The 16,157-nt window shown below is 62.6% G+C and carries 16 protein-coding genes; 14 read left to right on the top strand and 2 right to left on the bottom strand.

From position 1 onward, the window contains the following. The first annotated feature begins 551 nt into the window (after positions 1–551). A complete protein-coding gene (locus tag WCL58_RS09665; protein WP_336851002.1) occupies positions 552–1,472 on the top strand; it encodes a Kdo(2)-lipid IV(A) acyltransferase in 921 nt (306 codons plus the stop codon). A 177-nt stretch (positions 1,473–1,649) separates the two neighbouring features. Beyond that, positions 1,650–2,069, top strand: a complete 420-nt coding sequence (yjdN, locus tag WCL58_RS09660) for a VOC family metalloprotein YjdN (RefSeq protein ID WP_336851001.1) — start codon at positions 1,650–1,652, stop codon at positions 2,067–2,069. A 15-nt stretch (positions 2,070–2,084) separates the two neighbouring features. Here yjdN and WCL58_RS09655 read toward each other — a convergent pair whose 3' ends face one another. Further along, positions 2,085–2,279 (bottom strand): hypothetical protein, encoded by a 195-nt coding sequence (locus tag WCL58_RS09655; RefSeq protein WP_159318155.1) that lies wholly within the window; start codon positions 2,277–2,279, stop codon positions 2,085–2,087. A gap of 160 nt (positions 2,280–2,439) precedes the next feature. Here WCL58_RS09655 and WCL58_RS09650 point away from each other — a divergent pair, with 160 nt between their 5' ends. Together WCL58_RS09650 and WCL58_RS09645 are read left to right on the top strand one after the other, a co-directional pair. Next, entirely contained in the window at positions 2,440–3,993 is a 1,554-nt protein-coding gene (locus WCL58_RS09650; protein WP_060420601.1) for a sensor domain-containing diguanylate cyclase, read from the top strand. Between the two features lie 494 nt (positions 3,994–4,487). Continuing rightward, positions 4,488–5,381 carry a Kdo hydroxylase family protein gene (locus WCL58_RS09645; protein WP_060420598.1) on the top strand — a complete coding sequence of 298 codons (894 nt, stop codon included), beginning with the start codon at positions 4,488–4,490 and terminating at the stop codon, positions 5,379–5,381. 43 nt (positions 5,382–5,424) lie between these two features. Here WCL58_RS09645 and paaZ read toward each other — a convergent pair whose 3' ends face one another. Continuing rightward, on the bottom strand, positions 5,425–7,491 hold the full coding sequence (paaZ, locus tag WCL58_RS09640; RefSeq protein WP_070914604.1) for a phenylacetic acid degradation bifunctional protein PaaZ: 2,067 nt from the start codon (positions 7,489–7,491) through the stop codon (positions 5,425–5,427). A gap of 317 nt (positions 7,492–7,808) precedes the next feature. Here paaZ and paaA point away from each other — a divergent pair, with 317 nt between their 5' ends. Genes paaA through pcaF form a run of 10 tightly spaced genes read left to right on the top strand, consistent with a single transcriptional unit; the run spans position 7,809 to position 16,150 of the window. Continuing rightward, positions 7,809–8,747 (top strand): 1,2-phenylacetyl-CoA epoxidase subunit PaaA, encoded by a 939-nt coding sequence (gene paaA, locus WCL58_RS09635; RefSeq protein WP_336851000.1) that lies wholly within the window; start codon positions 7,809–7,811, stop codon positions 8,745–8,747. Positions 8,748–8,768: 21 nt separating this feature from the next. After that, a complete protein-coding gene (paaB, locus tag WCL58_RS09630) occupies positions 8,769–9,056 on the top strand; it encodes a 1,2-phenylacetyl-CoA epoxidase subunit PaaB (RefSeq protein WP_004935173.1) in 288 nt (95 codons plus the stop codon). 8 nt (positions 9,057–9,064) lie between these two features. Further along, on the top strand, positions 9,065–9,823 hold the full coding sequence (gene paaC, locus WCL58_RS09625) for a 1,2-phenylacetyl-CoA epoxidase subunit PaaC (protein ID WP_197756353.1): 759 nt from the start codon (positions 9,065–9,067) through the stop codon (positions 9,821–9,823). A 9-nt stretch (positions 9,824–9,832) separates the two neighbouring features. Beyond that, positions 9,833–10,330: a 1,2-phenylacetyl-CoA epoxidase subunit PaaD gene (gene paaD / locus WCL58_RS09620; protein WP_033653577.1), complete on the top strand. Its 498-nt coding sequence runs from the start codon at positions 9,833–9,835 to the stop codon at positions 10,328–10,330. 13 nt (positions 10,331–10,343) lie between these two features. Then, complete coding sequence (gene paaE, locus WCL58_RS09615; RefSeq protein WP_336850998.1) at positions 10,344–11,402, top strand: 1,2-phenylacetyl-CoA epoxidase subunit PaaE; 1,059 nt, start codon at positions 10,344–10,346, stop codon at positions 11,400–11,402. 8 nt (positions 11,403–11,410) lie between these two features. Next, positions 11,411–12,184: a 2,3-dehydroadipyl-CoA hydratase PaaF gene (paaF, locus tag WCL58_RS09610; RefSeq protein WP_060439667.1), complete on the top strand. Its 774-nt coding sequence runs from the start codon at positions 11,411–11,413 to the stop codon at positions 12,182–12,184. A gap of 3 nt (positions 12,185–12,187) precedes the next feature. Continuing rightward, positions 12,188–12,979 (top strand): 2-(1,2-epoxy-1,2-dihydrophenyl)acetyl-CoA isomerase PaaG, encoded by a 792-nt coding sequence (paaG, locus tag WCL58_RS09605; RefSeq protein ID WP_033635102.1) that lies wholly within the window; start codon positions 12,188–12,190, stop codon positions 12,977–12,979. Between the two features lie 2 nt (positions 12,980–12,981). Then, entirely contained in the window at positions 12,982–14,511 is a 1,530-nt protein-coding gene (locus tag WCL58_RS09600) for a 3-hydroxyacyl-CoA dehydrogenase (RefSeq protein WP_336850996.1), read from the top strand. After that, positions 14,508–14,948: a hydroxyphenylacetyl-CoA thioesterase PaaI gene (paaI, locus tag WCL58_RS09595; RefSeq protein WP_060439661.1), complete on the top strand. Its 441-nt coding sequence runs from the start codon at positions 14,508–14,510 to the stop codon at positions 14,946–14,948. The genes WCL58_RS09600 and paaI overlap by 4 nt, the downstream gene beginning before the upstream one ends. Next, positions 14,945–16,150, top strand: a complete 1,206-nt coding sequence (gene pcaF / locus WCL58_RS09590; protein WP_060439659.1) for a 3-oxoadipyl-CoA thiolase — start codon at positions 14,945–14,947, stop codon at positions 16,148–16,150. The genes paaI and pcaF overlap by 4 nt, the downstream gene beginning before the upstream one ends. Positions 16,151–16,157: the final 7 nt, after the last annotated feature.

Here is a 16,157-nt window from a genome sequence, read left to right as displayed (position 1 = left end):
GCTCCGGGCAATCTGCCCGCTGCCGCTCAATGCAGGGCTTACGGCGACAAACGCACAACTTCACACTATGACTATAGTAAAAAATCAGCGGTTTACCCATTTCCGTCCGTCTGAATTTCACCGTACAAAAAACGATCTAATTTCATCCTACTGTCATCTCGACAGACTAAACTTTAAACAAATCTCCGGGAGGAAACGCCCATGTTCAATGCCCCGTTCATCCTGATTCTCGCACTACTGTACGCGCTGGCCGCCGTTTGGGACGGTTCCGCCGCGTTACTGTTTCTCTAAGGTTACATAGCGGTTGTCACTTTTGCGATGCGCTTAATTGTGTCTTTATTTTTCAATTGCGTCAGCCGGTTGAAATAGCGGTAAATATCCTCCTTTTCCTCGGTAAAAATCCTAACTTGCCCCGTTATCCGTGCGTTGCTAAATAAAGCGCAAAAAAAAGCATTAATGGAAAACCCTATTTAGCACCAAATGTTCTATCATTCGCCGTATAACAATTTGGGTTAAGGTCCCATTGGGAAAGAAAAGGAAGAACAGGAAAAATGCTTTCAAACCAACGCTTTGAGCGCGAATTCTTGCGCCCTCGTTATTGGTTGCTGTGGATAGGGCTAGGAATGCTCTATCTCTTGGTGTTACTGCCCTACCCGCTCATATATCGGCTTGGACACGGCCTCGGCAGAATAGCCATGCGCCTGATGAAACGCCGGGTAAAAATAGCGCGCCGCAATTTAGCACTCTGCTTCCCCGCAATGCCCGCCGCCGAGCGCGAGGCGCTGATCGTCAAAAATTTTGAGTCCGTCGGCATGGGCCTGTTCGAAGTCGGCATGGCCTGGTTCTGGCCCGACTGGCGCATCGCCCGCTGGTTCAAGGTGAGCGGCATGGAAAACATGCAGCTGGCACGCCAGGACGGCAAAGGCGTTCTGCTGATCGGCCTGCATTTCCTGACGCTGGAACTGGGCGCGCGCATTTTCGGCATGCAAAATCCCGGTATCGGCGTGCATCGCCCGCATAACAACAAGCTGATGGAGTGGGTCCAGACCCGCGGCCGGCTGCGCTCGAATAAGTTCATGATCGATCGTAAAGATATCAAAGGCATGATCCGCAACCTGAAACAGGGGGAAATCCTGTGGTACGCGCCGGATCACGATTACGGCCCGCAAAGCAGCGTGTTCGCGCCGTTCTTCGCCGTTGAAAACGCCGCCACGACAACCGGTACCTTTATCCTGGCGCGCATGGGGCGGCCGTCGATCGTGCCTTTCGTGCCGCGCCGACTGCCGCATGCGCAGGGCTATGAGCTGATCGTACAGTCGCCGCTGAAGGACTTCCCGCTGGACGATGAAACGCGCGCGGCGGCCATGATGAACCGCGTGGTGGAAGAACAGGTGCTGCTGGCACCCGATCAGTACATGTGGCTGCACCGCCGGTTTAAAACCCGTCCGCCCGGCGAACCTTCGCTGTATTAACGCCCTCGTGCCTTCGCCCGCCACACCGCTGGCGAAGGCGCGCTCGCCTCGCACAAGCATTCTTCGCCAAGGGAACTACACTAATAAGTCACCGACGGCAATCATTGCCGCCAGCAACCATTTCTTCCTGCCCGCGGGCCGGTCGTTGCCTGTCGGGTCACAACCGAGGTCAATGTCATGCTGGTACAACCCTATCTGTTTTTCAGCGGTAACTGTGAGCAAGCGATTAACTTCTACGTGCAGCAGTTGAATGCCAAAATTGAAATGGTCATGCGTTACAAAGAAATGCCCGAAGAGGCTCGGCAAGGCGGGCCACAGGACGTCAACCCGGAGGCGATCATGCATGCGCGCCTGCTGATCGGCGACGGCGTGCTGATGGCCTCCGACGGCTGCCCGCAGGACGACAGCGGCGGCGCTTCCCATAAAGGCTTCTCGCTGTCGCTGAACCCCAGCGATGCGGAGCAAGGGCGCAAGCTGTTCGATAATCTGGCGCAGGGCGGCCAGGTGACGATGCCTTACCAGGCCACCTTTTGGGCCAAAGGCTTCGGCATGCTGACCGATAAATTTGGCGTCAACTGGATGATCAACGTCGAATAACCCGCCATGGCGCCGCTAGCTATAGCGGTGCCAGTCATACGCCGCCTTGGCGAACAGCACGAACAGCAGCGTCAACAGCACCAACCCCAACCGCCAATAGGGCGATCGGCGGCGCCGCCAGGCGATGTACATCATCCCCGCCAGCGCCCCCAGCGTAAGGGGGTAATACACCGCCAGCGTCAGTAAAGCGATCATGATGTAATCCGACATTGACTCTTTACTCCGTAGTCTTCACACCGCCACAGAGGCAGATTGCGGCATGCCTTTCTCCGTATCGCCTCGTTAAGGGCTAGAGGTCTGGCGCATTTATGCATAAAATATAGGATTGCTCTTAACTCAAATTGAATAGTAATCAAACCACAAGGGTGACATGACTCAGCAGCAACCCATACAGGATGCCGTGCCGCCGCGCAGCGTTAAAAGCTCCCCATTATTATTTCAGGCCGGCGTGTTTGTCATCATCGTTGCCGCCACGCTGATCCTCTTTAACAGCTGGCAAATCTGGAACGCGCACCAGCGCGATCTGCGCAGCGCCGAGCATGAATCCGCCAACCTCGCCCGCTCGCTGGCGCAGCACGCCGACGATACCTTCATGCAGGTGGACGGCAATCTGCTCGATCTGACCGAACGTCTCCAGAACGACGGGCTGGGCCCATCGCAGCTGACGCGGCTGCAGCGCGTCATGCAGACGCAGGTCGGCAATCTGCCGCAGCTGCATGGGCTGTTTATCTACGATGCGCGCGGCCGCTGGCTGGCGACCTCCTCGGGCAAGTTCATCAAGAACGCCAACAACGCCGATCGTGATTACTTCAAATACCATCAAAACCGCGACGGCGGCGGTCTGTACATCGGCAAGGTGATCCGCAGCCGCACTAGCGGCGATCTGATCATCCCCGTATCACGGCGCTTCAACAACCCGGACGGCAGCTTTGGCGGCGTGGTGCTGGCGACGCTGTACGTCGATTATTTCCGCCAGTTTTACGACAGCTTCGCCCTCAACACCGACGCCTCGTTGAACCTGCTGCTGGCGGACGGCACCATCCTTTACCGTCGCCCTTACTCAGCGGCCTCGATCGGTAAAAACATCGCCAAGGGCGTGTTGTTCAGCGAAATTTTACCGCATTCGGAGTTCGGCAACGCCACCATCACCTCGCTGTACGACAAAGTGGAGCGCATCTACGGCTATTCGCGGGTCAATCGCTTTCCGCTGGTGATCGCCGCCGGGCTGTCGAAGCGCGACGCGCTGGCGGACTGGCGCACCGACGCCGGCCTGTTTGCCGCCGGCGGCCTCTCTCTGCTGATGATCCTGTTGGCGATGGGCATGGTGCTGCTGCGGCAAATCAAGCACAGCATGCAAACCGAAGCCGAGCTGATGCGCACCCGCGATCAGCTGACCAGCATCAACCAGATGCTCGAAGAGTTGGCGCTGCTGGACGGCCTGACCGGTCTGGCCAATCGCCGCCAGTTTGATATCGCGCTGAAGAACGAGCTGGCGCGGGCTTCGCGCAACTACCGCAGCGTGGCGCTGCTGATGCTGGATATCGACTACTTCAAGCAGTACAACGACAGCTATGGCCACGTCGCCGGCGACCAGTGCCTGCAGCAAATCGGCCAAACGCTGAAGGGGCTGGCGTGCCGCAGCAACGACATTCTGGCGCGCTACGGCGGCGAAGAGATGGGGATTATCCTGCCGGATACCGACGTGCAGGGCGCGCTGATTTTCGCCGAACGCGTCATCCAGGCGGTGCGCGATCTGAAAATTCCGCATCAGGGCAACCCGCACGGCATCGTTACCATCAGCATCGGCATCTGCGCCAAAGTGCCGCATATGTACAACGATACGCCGATCAGCTTTATCAATGAGGCGGACAGCGCGCTGTATCAGGCCAAGAAAAAAGGCAAAAACTGCATTTACGGCGCTTAAGCAATCATCGGGTCACCAAAATTTGGCGGCCCGATTTATTCACCCGGCAAAAATGAAATAGTTTCCCTCCGCAACATTATTTCACCGACTCGCCCCGCTCTCTGAATGAAATAACGCCAATAAATAAGCAGGATATTAATTTACAATATAATTCAATAAGATAAGAATTGCGCCATTCAACAACCCATTCGTGCCATTTTTGATTATTCGTGCCTACGCCAGGCCCGGTTTAGCCCCCGTTTACTATTTATTGGCGTTGCCGGTGATACTCTTATCAGGACTATTCTATATATCAGGAAGCCATCGCACGCTTCGGCGCACTGCGCCCTGCTGATACATCCATAATAGAACCCGCAAATTTCACGTTGCAATTGGGCGACCGGCGCAAAAATTTCTGGCGCCGCTCCAGCCAGCCACTGCGCAAGCCAGTGCAGCCAACCACGCGGCAACCTGAAAGACGGGAATAAAGCGATATAGATTTGCAAGGAGATCTCATGCCTACTGGCGATATTACGCGTGAACGGGCCGTTCTGACGCTGCCGTTGCGACAATGGGCGGCGCAAGAAGCCTCCAGCGCGGTCAGCGAACTGGAACAGGGCAAGGTGCTGTTTCTGCCCGAGCTGGCCTTCACCCTGTCTGAGCAGGAAATGCCGCTGCTGGATCCGGCGTTGGTCGATCCGAAGCGCAAGAACATCAGCTATCAGCCGCTGTCCGGCAAGCTGACCGGCGTCGCCGTCGCGGAACGCCGGCAGCAGGTTCAGCAACTGCTGGAGCGCTATTACCAGTCGTGCCGTCAGCTGATCGCCGGGCTGTTGCCCGAGTATCAGGAGGCGCTGCACCACCCAACCGGCAGCCTGCGTTTGCATCCGGTCTCCGCCTGGCGCGCCAATAGCTCCTGGCGCAAAGACGACAGCCGGCTGCACGTCGACGCTTTCCCGTCGCGCCCGAACTACGGCGAACGCATTCTGCGCATTTTCACCAACATCAATCCGCACGGTGAACATCGCCAATGGCGGGTCGGCGAGCCGTTCCCTGAGCTGGCTGAACGCTTTATGCCGCGTCTGGCCCGCTATTCTGCGTTAAGCAGCTGGCTGCAGCACCAGGTGCGCATCACCAAAACCCGCCGCAGCCATTATGACCACCTGATGCTGCAGTTGCATGACGCCATGAAGGCCGATGGCGATTATCAGCAGCGTGGCCCACAGCTGGCGCTGGCGTTCCCGCCGGGCAGCAGCTGGATTTGCTTCTCGGACCAAACGCCGCACGCCGCGATGGGCGGCCAGTTTATGCTGGAACAGACCTTCCTGCTGCCGGTGAATAAAATGCAGGATCCGCAACGTTCACCGCTGAAAGTGTTGGAACAGCTGCGCGGCCAGCCGTTGATCTGACTGATTTGCCGCCGTCGGCGTTACCGGCGGCGGCAAACGCGCATCACGCCTCGAAATCCCCCTGTTGGCGCGCCACCAGCGTCAGAATGCTGTACAGCGCCACCGGCTGCTGTTCCTGATTCAACACCTGCACATCCCACACCACTACGCCGTGCGGGCGATCTTCGGCGGTTTTCTGCGGCTTGCGGATTTTCTTTTTGCAGGTCAACCGCACCTGAATGGTATCGCCGATCTTCACCGGCTCGATAAAGCGCAGATTCTCCATGCCGTAGTTGGCGATCACCGGCCCGACGGCGGCGTCAACAAACAGCCCGGCCGCGGCGGACACCACAAAGTAACCGTGCGCCACCCGTTCGCCGAACAGCGAGTCGGCGGCGCCGATCTTGTCCATGTGCGCGTAGAAATGGTCGCCGCTCAGGCAGGCGAAGTTGACGATATCCGCTTCGGTCACGGTGCGGCGCGCGGTCAACAGGCTGTCGCCCAGCTGCAGCTGCTCGAAGTATTTCCGGAACGGATGCACCGGATGCTCGACGACCGGCGCGCCGCGCACCCATTCGCCGCCGATGGCCGCCAGCATCGCCGGGCTGCCCTGGATCGCCGTGCGCTGCATATAGTGCTTCACCGCGCGCAGCCCGCCCAGCTCTTCACCGCCGCCGGCGCGCCCCGGGCCGCCGTGCACCAGCATCGGCAACGGCGAACCGTGGCCGGTGGACTCCGCCGCCGCCTGCTCATCCAAAATCAACATGCGGCCGTGGGCGCAGGCCGCCGCGCGAATGAAGCGCTTGGCCAATGCCGGATCGGCAGTCACCAGCGATCCCGCCAGGCTGCCCTGCCCCAGCAACGCCAACGCGATCGCCTGCTCGGTATCCGCATACGGCATCAGCGTCGCCACCGGGCCGAAGGCCTCAGTGCCGTGCACCGCCTGATGGGTGAGCGGATCGGCGCAATACAGCAGGGTCGGCGGATAAAACGCCCCGCCGCGCGCACCGTCACCGAGGACTTCCAGCTTATCCTGCGCCGCGCCACAGAGTGGTTCGCAGCCGTTGCGCAGCAGGAAATCCACCTTGCTTTGCACATCATCACGCTGCTCGTGGCTGACCAACGCCCCCATGCGCACCTGTTCCAGCTGCGGATCGCCCACCGTCACCCCCGCCAGGCGCTGCAACAAGGCCTGACGCACGGCCGCCACCTGCGCCGCCGGCACGATGATGCGGCGGATCGCGGTGCATTTCTGCCCCGCCTTGGCGGTCATTTCACGGCACACTTCTTTGATGAACAGCGCAAACTCCGGCATCTCCGGCGTCACGTCTTCTGCCAGCACGCAGCAGTTGAGCGAATCCGCCTCCATGGTGAACGCGATCGATTTCTCCAGCAGGCGCGGGTGTGCCCGCAGCCGCTGTCCGGTCTGCGCCGAACCGGTGAAAGTCACCGCATCCTGATAATCCAGATGCGCAAACATGTCGCCGACGCCGCCGCAAACCAGCTGCAGCGCCCCTTCCGGCACCAGCCCGCTGTCGACAATCAGCCTGACCATCGCCTGCGTCAGCTGCGCGGTAGCGGTGGCCGGCTTGATGATGGCCGGCATGCCCGCCAGCCAGGTCGGCGCCAGTTTTTCCAGCATGCCCCAGCACGGGAAGTTGAAGGCGTTGATGTGCAGCGCCACGCCGGGGCGCGAGGTCAGCACGTGGCGGGCGGCGAACTGCGCCTGTTTCGACAATGGGATCAGCTCGTCTTCCGGCCACAGGGTATCGTCCGGCAGATCGCGGCCGGCCATGCCGGCATAGGCGAACAGCGTGGCGATACCGCCCTCAATATCAACCCAGCCGTCGCTGCGCGTCGCGCCGGTTTGATAGGAAATCTGATACAGCGCCTCTTTGTGCGCCAACAGGTGTTTCGCCACCGCTTTCAGCATCTGGGCGCGCTGCTGGAATGTCATGTTCGCCAGCGCCGGGCCGCCGTGGCTGCGCGCATAGCTCAGGCTCGCCGCCAACGGCAGGCCGTCGGAGCAAACCTGGTACAGCGCCTCGCCGGTCACGGCGTGGCGGATCTCGCGCCCCTCTCCCTGCCCGTACACCCAGGCGCCAGAAAGATAACTGTGTAACTGCTGCATGTGCCCTCCAAAATTCATAAATTTTCACCCTATAGCTTAATTACGTATCACATAAATGCCAGTCCGCGCCAAACCAAATTTTAACAAAAAGAAAACAAAAGACGCTTTCAGGGCATTTAACCTGCTATAAACAAGGAATCAATCACTTTATTTATCAAATAAAATCAACAAAATAACAAATAACCTTGTGAGTAACCTCGCAAAACCACATGAATTACGTTTGATCTTTTTGTTATCAGTTTGTAGCCTTATGGTTAGTTAAAGTGATTCACATTTTTATGTTTAATGTGAAAAATACGAATCACCAAGAGGCAAGCATGACAACTGACGCACAGTATCAGCAGCATTTCGACGACAAGATCGCGGCGGACATCGCCATTGAGGCCAAAGACTGGATGCCGGACGCCTACCGTCAGAACCTGATTCGGCAGATTGGCCAACACGCCCACTCGGAAGTCATCGGCATGCTGCCGGAAGCCAACTGGCTGACGCGCGCCCCCACGCTGCGCCGCAAGGCGGTGCTGCTGGCCAAGGTGCAGGACGAAGCCGGCCACGGTCTGTACCTCTACAGCGCCGCCGAGACCCTCGGCTGTTCGCGCCAGGACATCTACCAAAAGATGCTCGACGGCAAGATGAAGTACTCCTCTATCTTCAATTACCCCACGCTCAACTGGGCGGATATCGGCGTGATCGGCTGGCTGGTCGACGGCGCCGCCATCGTCAACCAGGTGGCGCTGTGCCGCGCGTCCTACGGCCCCTATGCGCGGGCGATGGTGAAAATCTGCAAAGAGGAAAGCTTCCACCAGCGCCAGGGCTACGAGGCGGTGATGGCGATGGCCAACGGCAGCGACACGCAGCGCGCCATGTTGCAGGACGCTATCGATCGCTTCTGGTGGCCGGTGCTGATGATGTTTGGCCCGAGCGACGCCGACTCCCCCCACAGCGCCCAGAGCATGGCGTGGAAAATCAAACGCCACAGCAACGATGAGCTGCGGCAGAAATTCGTCGACAACACCGTGCCGCAGCTTGAGGCGCTGGGCATGACGGCGCCGGACCCGAGCCTTACCTGGGACGAGGCCGCCGGCCACTATCGCTTCGGCGAGATCGACTGGAGCGAACTGCATGAGGTGATCAAAGGGCGCGGTCAATGCAACCACGAACGCCTTCAGGCCAAACGCCGCGCCTGGGAAGACGGCTCCTGGGTACGCGACGGCGCCATGGCCCACGCCGCGAAAAACGCCGCCTCCGCCGCATAGCCAACATAAGGAACCGAGATCATGAGCCACGTTGAATGGCCGCTGTATGAAGTGTTTATCCGCAGCAAACAAGGGCTGGCGCATCGCCACGTCGGCAGCCTGCACGCCGCCGACGACCAAATGGCGCTGGAAAATGCCCGCGACGCCTATACGCGCCGCAACGAAGGCTGCTCGATCTGGGTGGTGCAGTCGCGCCATCTGATCGCCTCGCAGCCGGAAGATCGCGGCGCGTTCTTCGATCCGTCCGAAGACAAGATCTACCGTCATCCGACGTTTTACACCATTCCCGACGGCATCAAGAACATGTAGAGGCGACCATGACGGTTAACGATCCGCGCATCAGCTATTTGCTCCGCCAGGGCGACACGCCTCTGATCCTCGCCCAGCGCCTGTGCGCCTGGTGCGGCCACGCGCCCGAGCTGGAAATCGATCTGGCGTTGGCCAACATCGGGCTCGATCTGCTCGGCCAGGCGCGCAACTTTCTGGGTTACGCCGCCGAACTGGCCGGCCCGCTCTGCAGCGAAGACAGCCTGGCCTTCGGCCGCGACGAGCGCCAGTTTCATAACCTGCTGTTGGCGGAGCAGCCGAACGGCGGTTTCAACGACACGCTGGTGCGTCAGTTCCTGCTCGATGCCTACCACGTACAGCTGCACCAGGCGCTGAGCCGCAGCCGCGATGCGCAGATCGCCGCCATCGCCGCCAAGTCATTGAAGGAGGCCGATTATCACCTGCGCTTCAGCCACGGCTGGATGATCCGCCTGGGCGACGGCAACGACGTCAGCCACCGCAAGATCCAGCAATCGCTGGATAACCTGTGGCGGTTCACCGCCGAGCTGTTCCACGCCGACGCGCTGGAGCTGGAACTGGCAGAACAAGGCATCGCCGTCGATCCGCGCGAACTGCAGGCCCCCTGGCAAGCGCAGGTGGAAGAGACGCTGCGCCAGGCGACGCTGGCGCTGCCTGCCGAGCAGGCGTTCCGGCACGGCGGCAAGCAAGGCCGGCACAGCGAACACCTCGGCCCGCTGCTGGCGGAAATGCAGTTCCTGCAGCGCGCCTATCCAAACGGTCAATGGTAGGAGGCCACGATGAACGTCACCCGTTTGCAACCCGCCGAAATCCCGCAGATTTGGCACTGCCTGCAGCAGATCAGCGATCCCGAACTGCCGGTGCTGTCGATCACCGATTTGGGCATGGTGCGCGACGTAGCGCGCGACGGCGCGGGCTGGCGCGTGACCTTCACCCCAACCTATTCCGGCTGCCCGGCCACCGAATTTTTGCTCAACGCCATCGAGCAGCGGCTGGCGGCCGCCGGCTTCAGCCCGGTGCAGGTGGACATTCGCCTCAGCCCGGCCTGGACCACCGACTGGATGAACGCCGACGCCCGCGAGCGGCTGCGGCAATACGGCGTAGCGCCACCGCAGGGCCACACCTGCGATCGGCCGCACGCCCACGGCCCGGTAGCCTGCCCGCGCTGCGGCAGCACCCACAGCGAGAAGATCAGCGAGTTCGGCTCCACCGCCTGTAAAGCGCTGTACCGCTGCTGCGACTGCCGGGAACCGTTCGATTATTTCAAATGCATATAGGAGCGCTGACACCATGACGGTCTTTCATCGCCTGAACGTCGCCGCCATCGAGCGCGAAACGCCGGACGCCGTAGCCATCACCCTGCGGGTGCCCGAAGAGCTGCAAAACCAATACCGCTATACCCCCGGCCAGCACCTGACGCTCAAGGCGTTGGTCAACGGCGAAGAGCTGCGGCGTTGCTACTCGATCTGCAGTTCGCCGCAGGAAGGCCTGCTGCAGATCGGCGTGAAGGCGATTGACCAGGGGCGCTTCTCCGGCTTCGTCAACCGCATGCTGAAGGTCGGCGACGCGCTGGAGGTGATGGTGCCTCAGGGGCGCTTCGGCTACCAGCCGCAGGCAGAGCGCCACGGCAACTACCTGGCGATCGCCGCCGGCTCCGGCATCACGCCGATGCTGTCGATCATCAAGGCGACGCTGCTGCTCGAACCGGGCAGCAGCTTCACCCTGATCTACGGCAACCGCAACAGCCGTTCGATGATGTTCAAAGAGGCGCTGTCGGATCTGAAAAACCGCTACCCGCAGCGTTTTCAGCAGCTGTATCTGTTCAGCCAGGAAAGTCTCGACAGCCCGCTGCTCAGCGGCCGCATCGACCGTGAACGCCTGACGGCGATCGGCAGCGCGCTGCTGGATTTCCGCGACTATGACCACGCGTTTATCTGCGGGCCGGAATCGATGATGGACGACGCGCAAACCGTGCTGGAACAGGCCGGCGTCCCGGCCAACCACATCCACAGCGAACGCTTCAACACCAGCGGCCTGGTCGCCCGCCCGCGAAGCAGCGGCGATCGCAACGCCACCCGAGTGGCGATCCTGCTCGACGGCCGCCGATTGGATATCGAGGTCGGCGGACAGGACGACAGCATTCTCGACGCCGCGCTGCGCCAGGGCGCCGACCTGCCCTACGCCTGCAAAGGCGGCGTATGCGCCACCTGCAAGTGCCGTCTGAAGGCCGGCCAGGTGGAGATGGGCGTCAACTACAGCCTGGAGCCGGATCAGCTGGCGGCAGGCTACGTATTGAGCTGCCAGTCGTGGCCGAAAGGCGACGGCGTGGTATTGGACTTCGACGTCTAGGAGCCGCGATGGACACCCCCTTTATTTTGCATCAGCAGCAGCACCGCGTGGTCACGCTGACGCTGCATCGCCCGGAGGCGCGCAACGCCCTGAGCACGCCGTGCCTGGAACAGCTGGTTGCTCGCCTGGAGCAGGCCGACGCCGACAGCGGCGTGGGCGCCGTAGTGATCGCCGGTGCGGCGCGCTTCTTCGCCGCCGGCGCCGATCTGCGCGAACTGCAACAGCAGGATCTGCCGGCCGCGCTGGCGGATCGCCGTCCGCAGCTGTGGCAGCGGCTGGCGCAGTTCAGCAAGCCGCTGCTGGCGGCGGTGAACGGTTATGCCCTGGGCGCCGGCTGCGAGCTGGCGCTGGCCTGCGACATCGTCATCGGCGGCGAAAGCGCCCGCTTCGGCCTGCCGGAGATCACCCTCGGCCTGATGCCGGGCGCCGGGGGCACCCAGCGTCTGATCCGCTGCGTCGGCAAGTCGCGCGCCAGCCAGATGGTGCTGACCGGCGAGCCCATCGACGCCTGCACCGCGTTGCAGGCCGGCCTTATCAGCGAAGTGTGCGTCGATGCCCTGACGCTGGAACGCACGCAGCAGATTGCCGATCGCATCAGCCGTCAGGCGCCGCTGGCGCTGCGCGCCGCCAAACAGGCGCTGAAACAGGCCGAGGAAATCGGCCTTAGCCAGGGGCTGACGATGGAGCGTCAGCAGTTCGTCACCCTGGCCGCCACCGACGATCGCCGCGAAGGCATCGCCGCCTTTTTCGAAAAACGTACGCCAAACTATCAGGGGCGCTGATTTATGGATAACGCATTGATTCTCAGCCATCTCGACGCCGGCGTGTTGACGCTGACCCTCAACCGGCCGGATCGGCTCAACAGCTTTAACGACGAGATGCATCGCCAGCTGAGTGAAGCGCTGACGCAAGCCGAGCGCGACGACAGCGTGCGCTGCCTGCTGATCGCCGGCGCCGGGCGCGGTTTCTGCGCCGGGCAGGATCTCAACGATCGCAACGTCAGCGCCGATCAACAGGCGCCGGATCTCGGCCTGTCGGTCGAACGTTTCTACAACCCCCTGATCCGTCGCCTGACCGCCCTGCCGAAGCCGGTGGTGTGCGCGGTCAACGGCGTGGCGGCCGGCGCCGGCGCCGCGCTGGCCCTGGCGTGCGATATCGTCATCGCCGCCGACAATGCCAGCTTCATTCAGTCGTTCTGCCGTCTGGGGCTGGTGCCTGACTCCGGCGGCAGCTGGTTCCTGCCGCGGCTGGCCGGCCACGCCCGCGCGATGGGCATGGCCATGCTGGGTGACAAAATCAGCGCCCAACAGGCGCTGGCGTGGGGCATGATCTGGCAGGTAGTGCCGGCGGATGAATTGGCCGACCGCACGCAAACGCTGGCGCGCCATCTGGCCACCCAGCCGACCTACGGCCTGGGGCTGATCAAGAAAGCCCTCTACAGCTCGGCCACCAACAGCCTCGATCAGCAGCTCGATCTGGAGCGCGACCTGCAGCGCTTGGGCGGCCGCAGCGACGACTATCGCGAAGGCGTCAGCGCGTTCTTTGCCAAACGCACGCCAAACTTCAGCGGGAAATAGCCATGAACGCGCCCCTTCTTAACGGCCAGGTGGCGGTGATCGGCGCCGGCACCATGGGCATCGGCATCGCCCAGGTGGCCGCCGCCGCCGGCCACCCGGTGCGGCTGTTCGATATCGCGCCCGCCGCCGCCCAGCGCGCGATCGACGATCTCGCTCGCCGCCTGCGCCAGCGGGTCGACGACGGCAAGGCCGACGCCACGCCCACCGAAGCCCTGCTGGCGCGCCTCGAATGCGCCGACTCGTTCGAGCAGTTGGCCGACTGCACGCTGGTGATTGAAGCGGTGGCGGAAAATCTGGCGATCAAACAGGGCCTGTTCCGCGATCTGGAGGCGCTCTGCGCACCCACGACGCTGTTCGCCAGCAATACCTCTTCGCTGTCGATCACCGCCATCGCCGGGGCACTGCAACACCCGGCCCGCATGGCCGGGCTGCACTTCTTCAACCCGGCGCCGCTGATGAAGCTGGTGGAGATCGTCAGCGGCCTGGAGACCGGCGCCGAGACCCTCGCCGCGCTGCAGGCCCTGGCACAGCGCTGGGGTAAGCAGAGCGTCGTGTGCCGCTCGACGCCGGGATTTATCGTCAACCGCGTGGCGCGGCCGTTCTATGCCGAAACCCTGCGCGCGCTGGAGGAACAGGTGGCCGACGCCGCCACGCTGGATGCGGTATTGCGCGACGCCGGCGGTTTCGCCATGGGCCCGCTGCAGTTGACCGATCTGATCGGCCAGGACGTCAATTACGCCGTGACCGAATCGGTGTATCAGGCCTTCTATCAGGATCCGCGCTTCACGCCCTCACTGGTGCAGCAGGAGTTGGTGGCCGCCGGGCACCTCGGCCGTAAATCCGGCCGCGGTTTCTACCGCTACGACACGCAGATCCCCACCGCCGAGATCGCTTTTGCTCCACCGGCGCAGGGCGCACTGCCGCAACGCGTTACGCTGCACGGCGACTGGTCTTCGCTGGCCGATTTGGCGCAGCTGTTAAGCGAAAATGCGGGGGCGATCAAACAACCTGGCCAGACCAGCCCACACGTCACGATCGACGACGTTACACTGATGTTAACCAATGGTAAAGCCGCCGGCCAACTGGCCGACGAACGTGGAACGCCCGTGGTGCTGTTCGATCTCTGTGCCGACTATGCGCATGCCTCCGCCATCGCCATCAGCTGCGCGGCGCAAAACGATGCGCAACACAATGCCAAAGCGATTCGCCTGCTGCAGTCCCTCGGCAAGCAGGTCATTCCGTTGCCGGATTACCCCGGCCTGCTGACGATGCGCACCCTGGCCATGCTGGCCAACGAAGCGCTCGACGTGGTGAACAAAGGCGTCGCAAACGCCGAAGATACCGATCTGGCGATGCTGCGCGGCGTCAACTATCCGCGCGGGCCGCTTGCCTGGGGCGCCGCGCTCGGCTGGCGCCACATTCTGGCGACGCTGGAAAACCTGCAACGCTATTACGGCGAAGCGCGCTATCGCCCGATGCCGCTGCTGCGCCGCTACGCTTCCCCCGCCTCTTTCTCAGGAGCCGAACGATGAACGCCAATACGCCGCTCGCGCTGGCTCAGCGCTGCGCCGAACAGATGTTCCAACAAGATACCTGCGCTCAGGCGATGGGGATGCACATCGATGCCGTCGACGCCGGGTACGCTCAGGTCAGCATGACCGTCGGCCCGCAGATGCTCAACGGCCACCAGACCTGCCACGGCGGCCAGCTGTTCAGCCTGGCGGACACCGCCTTCGCCTACGCCTGCAACAGCCAGGGGCTGGCGGCGGTGGCCTCCGGCTGCAGCATCGACTTCGTCCGCCCGGCGCTGGCCGGCGATCGCCTCACCGCCAGCGCGGAGATGCGCCATCAGGGCAAAGCCACCGGGCTGTATGACGTCGAAATCGTTAACCAACGGGGCAAAACCGTCGCCTGGTTCCGCGGCCGCGCGCACCGCCTCGGCCACAGCATTTTAGGAGATCAGGCATGAATCAGGCATTTATCTGCGACGGCGTGCGTACCCCGATCGGCCGCTATGGCGGCGCGCTGGCCCAGGTGCGCGCCGACGACCTCGCCGCCCTGCCGCTGCGCGTGCTGTTGGAACGCCATCCGCAGGTCGATTGGGCGCAGCTGGACGACGTGATCCTCGGCTGCGCCAACCAGGCCGGGGAAGACAACCGCAACCTGGCACGCATGGCGCTGCTGCTGGCCGGCGTGCCGGTCGGCGTGTCCGGCACCACGGTGAACCGCCTGTGCGGTTCGGGCCTGGATGCGCTGGCGATGGCGGCGCGCAGCATCAAGGCCGGTGACGCCGGGCTGCTGCTGGCGGGCGGTGCGGAATCGATGACCCGCGCGCCGCTGGTGATGGGCAAGGCCGACAGCGCCTTCAGCCGCCAGGCGCAGCTGTACGACACCACCCTCGGCTGGCGCTTCGTCAATCCGCGGATGCAGGCCGAGTTCGGCACCGATTCAATGCCGGAGACCGCCGAAAACGTCGCGGCGCAGTTCAACATCAGCCGTGCCGATCAGGACGCCTTTGCGCTGCGCAGCCAGCAGCGCGCCGCCCGGGCGCAGGCGCTGGGCCACTTGGCGCAGGAGATAGCCCCGGTCAGCCTCACCGGCAAAAAAGGCGCGGTGATGCTGTTCAGCCAGGATGAACACCCGCGCGCCGACACCACCTTTGATCAGCTGCAGGCGCTGAAAACCCCGTTCCGTCAGCCCGGCAGCGTCACCGCCGGCAACGCCTCGGGCCTGAACGACGGTGCGGCGGCCCTGATCGTCGCCTCCGAAGCGATGGCGGCGCGCCAGGGGCTGACGCCGCGCGCGCGCATCGTTGCCACCGCCACTTGCGGCGTGGAGCCGCGGCTGATGGGCATCGGCCCGCTGCCGGCCACCCGCAAGGTGCTGGAAATCGCCGGGCTGAGCCTGGCGCAGATGGACGTTATCGAACTGAACGAAGCGTTCGCCGCCCAGGCGTTGGCGGTGATGCGCCAGCTTGGCCTGCCGGACGATGCCCCGCAGGTCAACCCCAACGGCGGCGCGATCGCCCTGGGGCATCCGCTGGGCATGAGCGGCGCGCGCCTGGCGCTGGCCGCCCTGTTTGAACTGGAACGGCGAGCCGGCCGCTACGCGCTTTGCACCATGTGCATCGGCGTCGGCCAAGGCATCGCCATGATCATTGAGCGTGTCTGACCCCTGA

It is taken from the genome of Serratia sp. TMDUHS_CL (genome assembly GCF_037137105.1).
Taxonomy (GTDB): Bacteria; Pseudomonadota; Gammaproteobacteria; order Enterobacterales; family Enterobacteriaceae; genus Serratia; species Serratia nevei.
Note: the sequence above shows the minus strand (reverse complement) of the source record. Positions and strands in the feature narration are given on the sequence as shown.

What these genes read in the sequence shown, in the direction of transcription:
- paaD (WP_033653577.1), top strand. Translation starts at nt 9,833, where the DNA reads ATGAACGTCACCCGTTTGCAACCCGCCGAAATCCCGCAGATTTGGCAC.
- yjdN (WP_336851001.1), top strand. Translation starts at nt 1,650, where the DNA reads ATGCTGGTACAACCCTATCTGTTTTTCAGCGGTAACTGTGAGCAAGCG.
- WCL58_RS09645 (WP_060420598.1), top strand. Translation starts at nt 4,488, where the DNA reads ATGCCTACTGGCGATATTACGCGTGAACGGGCCGTTCTGACGCTGCCG.
- paaZ (WP_070914604.1), bottom strand. Translation starts at nt 7,491, where the DNA reads ATGCAGCAGTTACACAGTTATCTTTCTGGCGCCTGGGTGTACGGGCAG.
- paaE (WP_336850998.1), top strand. Translation starts at nt 10,344, where the DNA reads ATGACGGTCTTTCATCGCCTGAACGTCGCCGCCATCGAGCGCGAAACG.
- WCL58_RS09650 (WP_060420601.1), top strand. Translation starts at nt 2,440, where the DNA reads ATGACTCAGCAGCAACCCATACAGGATGCCGTGCCGCCGCGCAGCGTT.
- paaC (WP_197756353.1), top strand. Translation starts at nt 9,065, where the DNA reads ATGACGGTTAACGATCCGCGCATCAGCTATTTGCTCCGCCAGGGCGAC.
- WCL58_RS09655 (WP_159318155.1), bottom strand. Translation starts at nt 2,279, where the DNA reads ATGTCGGATTACATCATGATCGCTTTACTGACGCTGGCGGTGTATTAC.
- pcaF (WP_060439659.1), top strand. Translation starts at nt 14,945, where the DNA reads ATGAATCAGGCATTTATCTGCGACGGCGTGCGTACCCCGATCGGCCGC.
- paaA (WP_336851000.1), top strand. Translation starts at nt 7,809, where the DNA reads ATGACAACTGACGCACAGTATCAGCAGCATTTCGACGACAAGATCGCG.
- paaG (WP_033635102.1), top strand. Translation starts at nt 12,188, where the DNA reads ATGGATAACGCATTGATTCTCAGCCATCTCGACGCCGGCGTGTTGACG.
- WCL58_RS09665 (WP_336851002.1), top strand. Translation starts at nt 552, where the DNA reads ATGCTTTCAAACCAACGCTTTGAGCGCGAATTCTTGCGCCCTCGTTAT.
- paaF (WP_060439667.1), top strand. Translation starts at nt 11,411, where the DNA reads ATGGACACCCCCTTTATTTTGCATCAGCAGCAGCACCGCGTGGTCACG.
- WCL58_RS09600 (WP_336850996.1), top strand. Translation starts at nt 12,982, where the DNA reads ATGAACGCGCCCCTTCTTAACGGCCAGGTGGCGGTGATCGGCGCCGGC.
- paaB (WP_004935173.1), top strand. Translation starts at nt 8,769, where the DNA reads ATGAGCCACGTTGAATGGCCGCTGTATGAAGTGTTTATCCGCAGCAAA.
- paaI (WP_060439661.1), top strand. Translation starts at nt 14,508, where the DNA reads ATGAACGCCAATACGCCGCTCGCGCTGGCTCAGCGCTGCGCCGAACAG.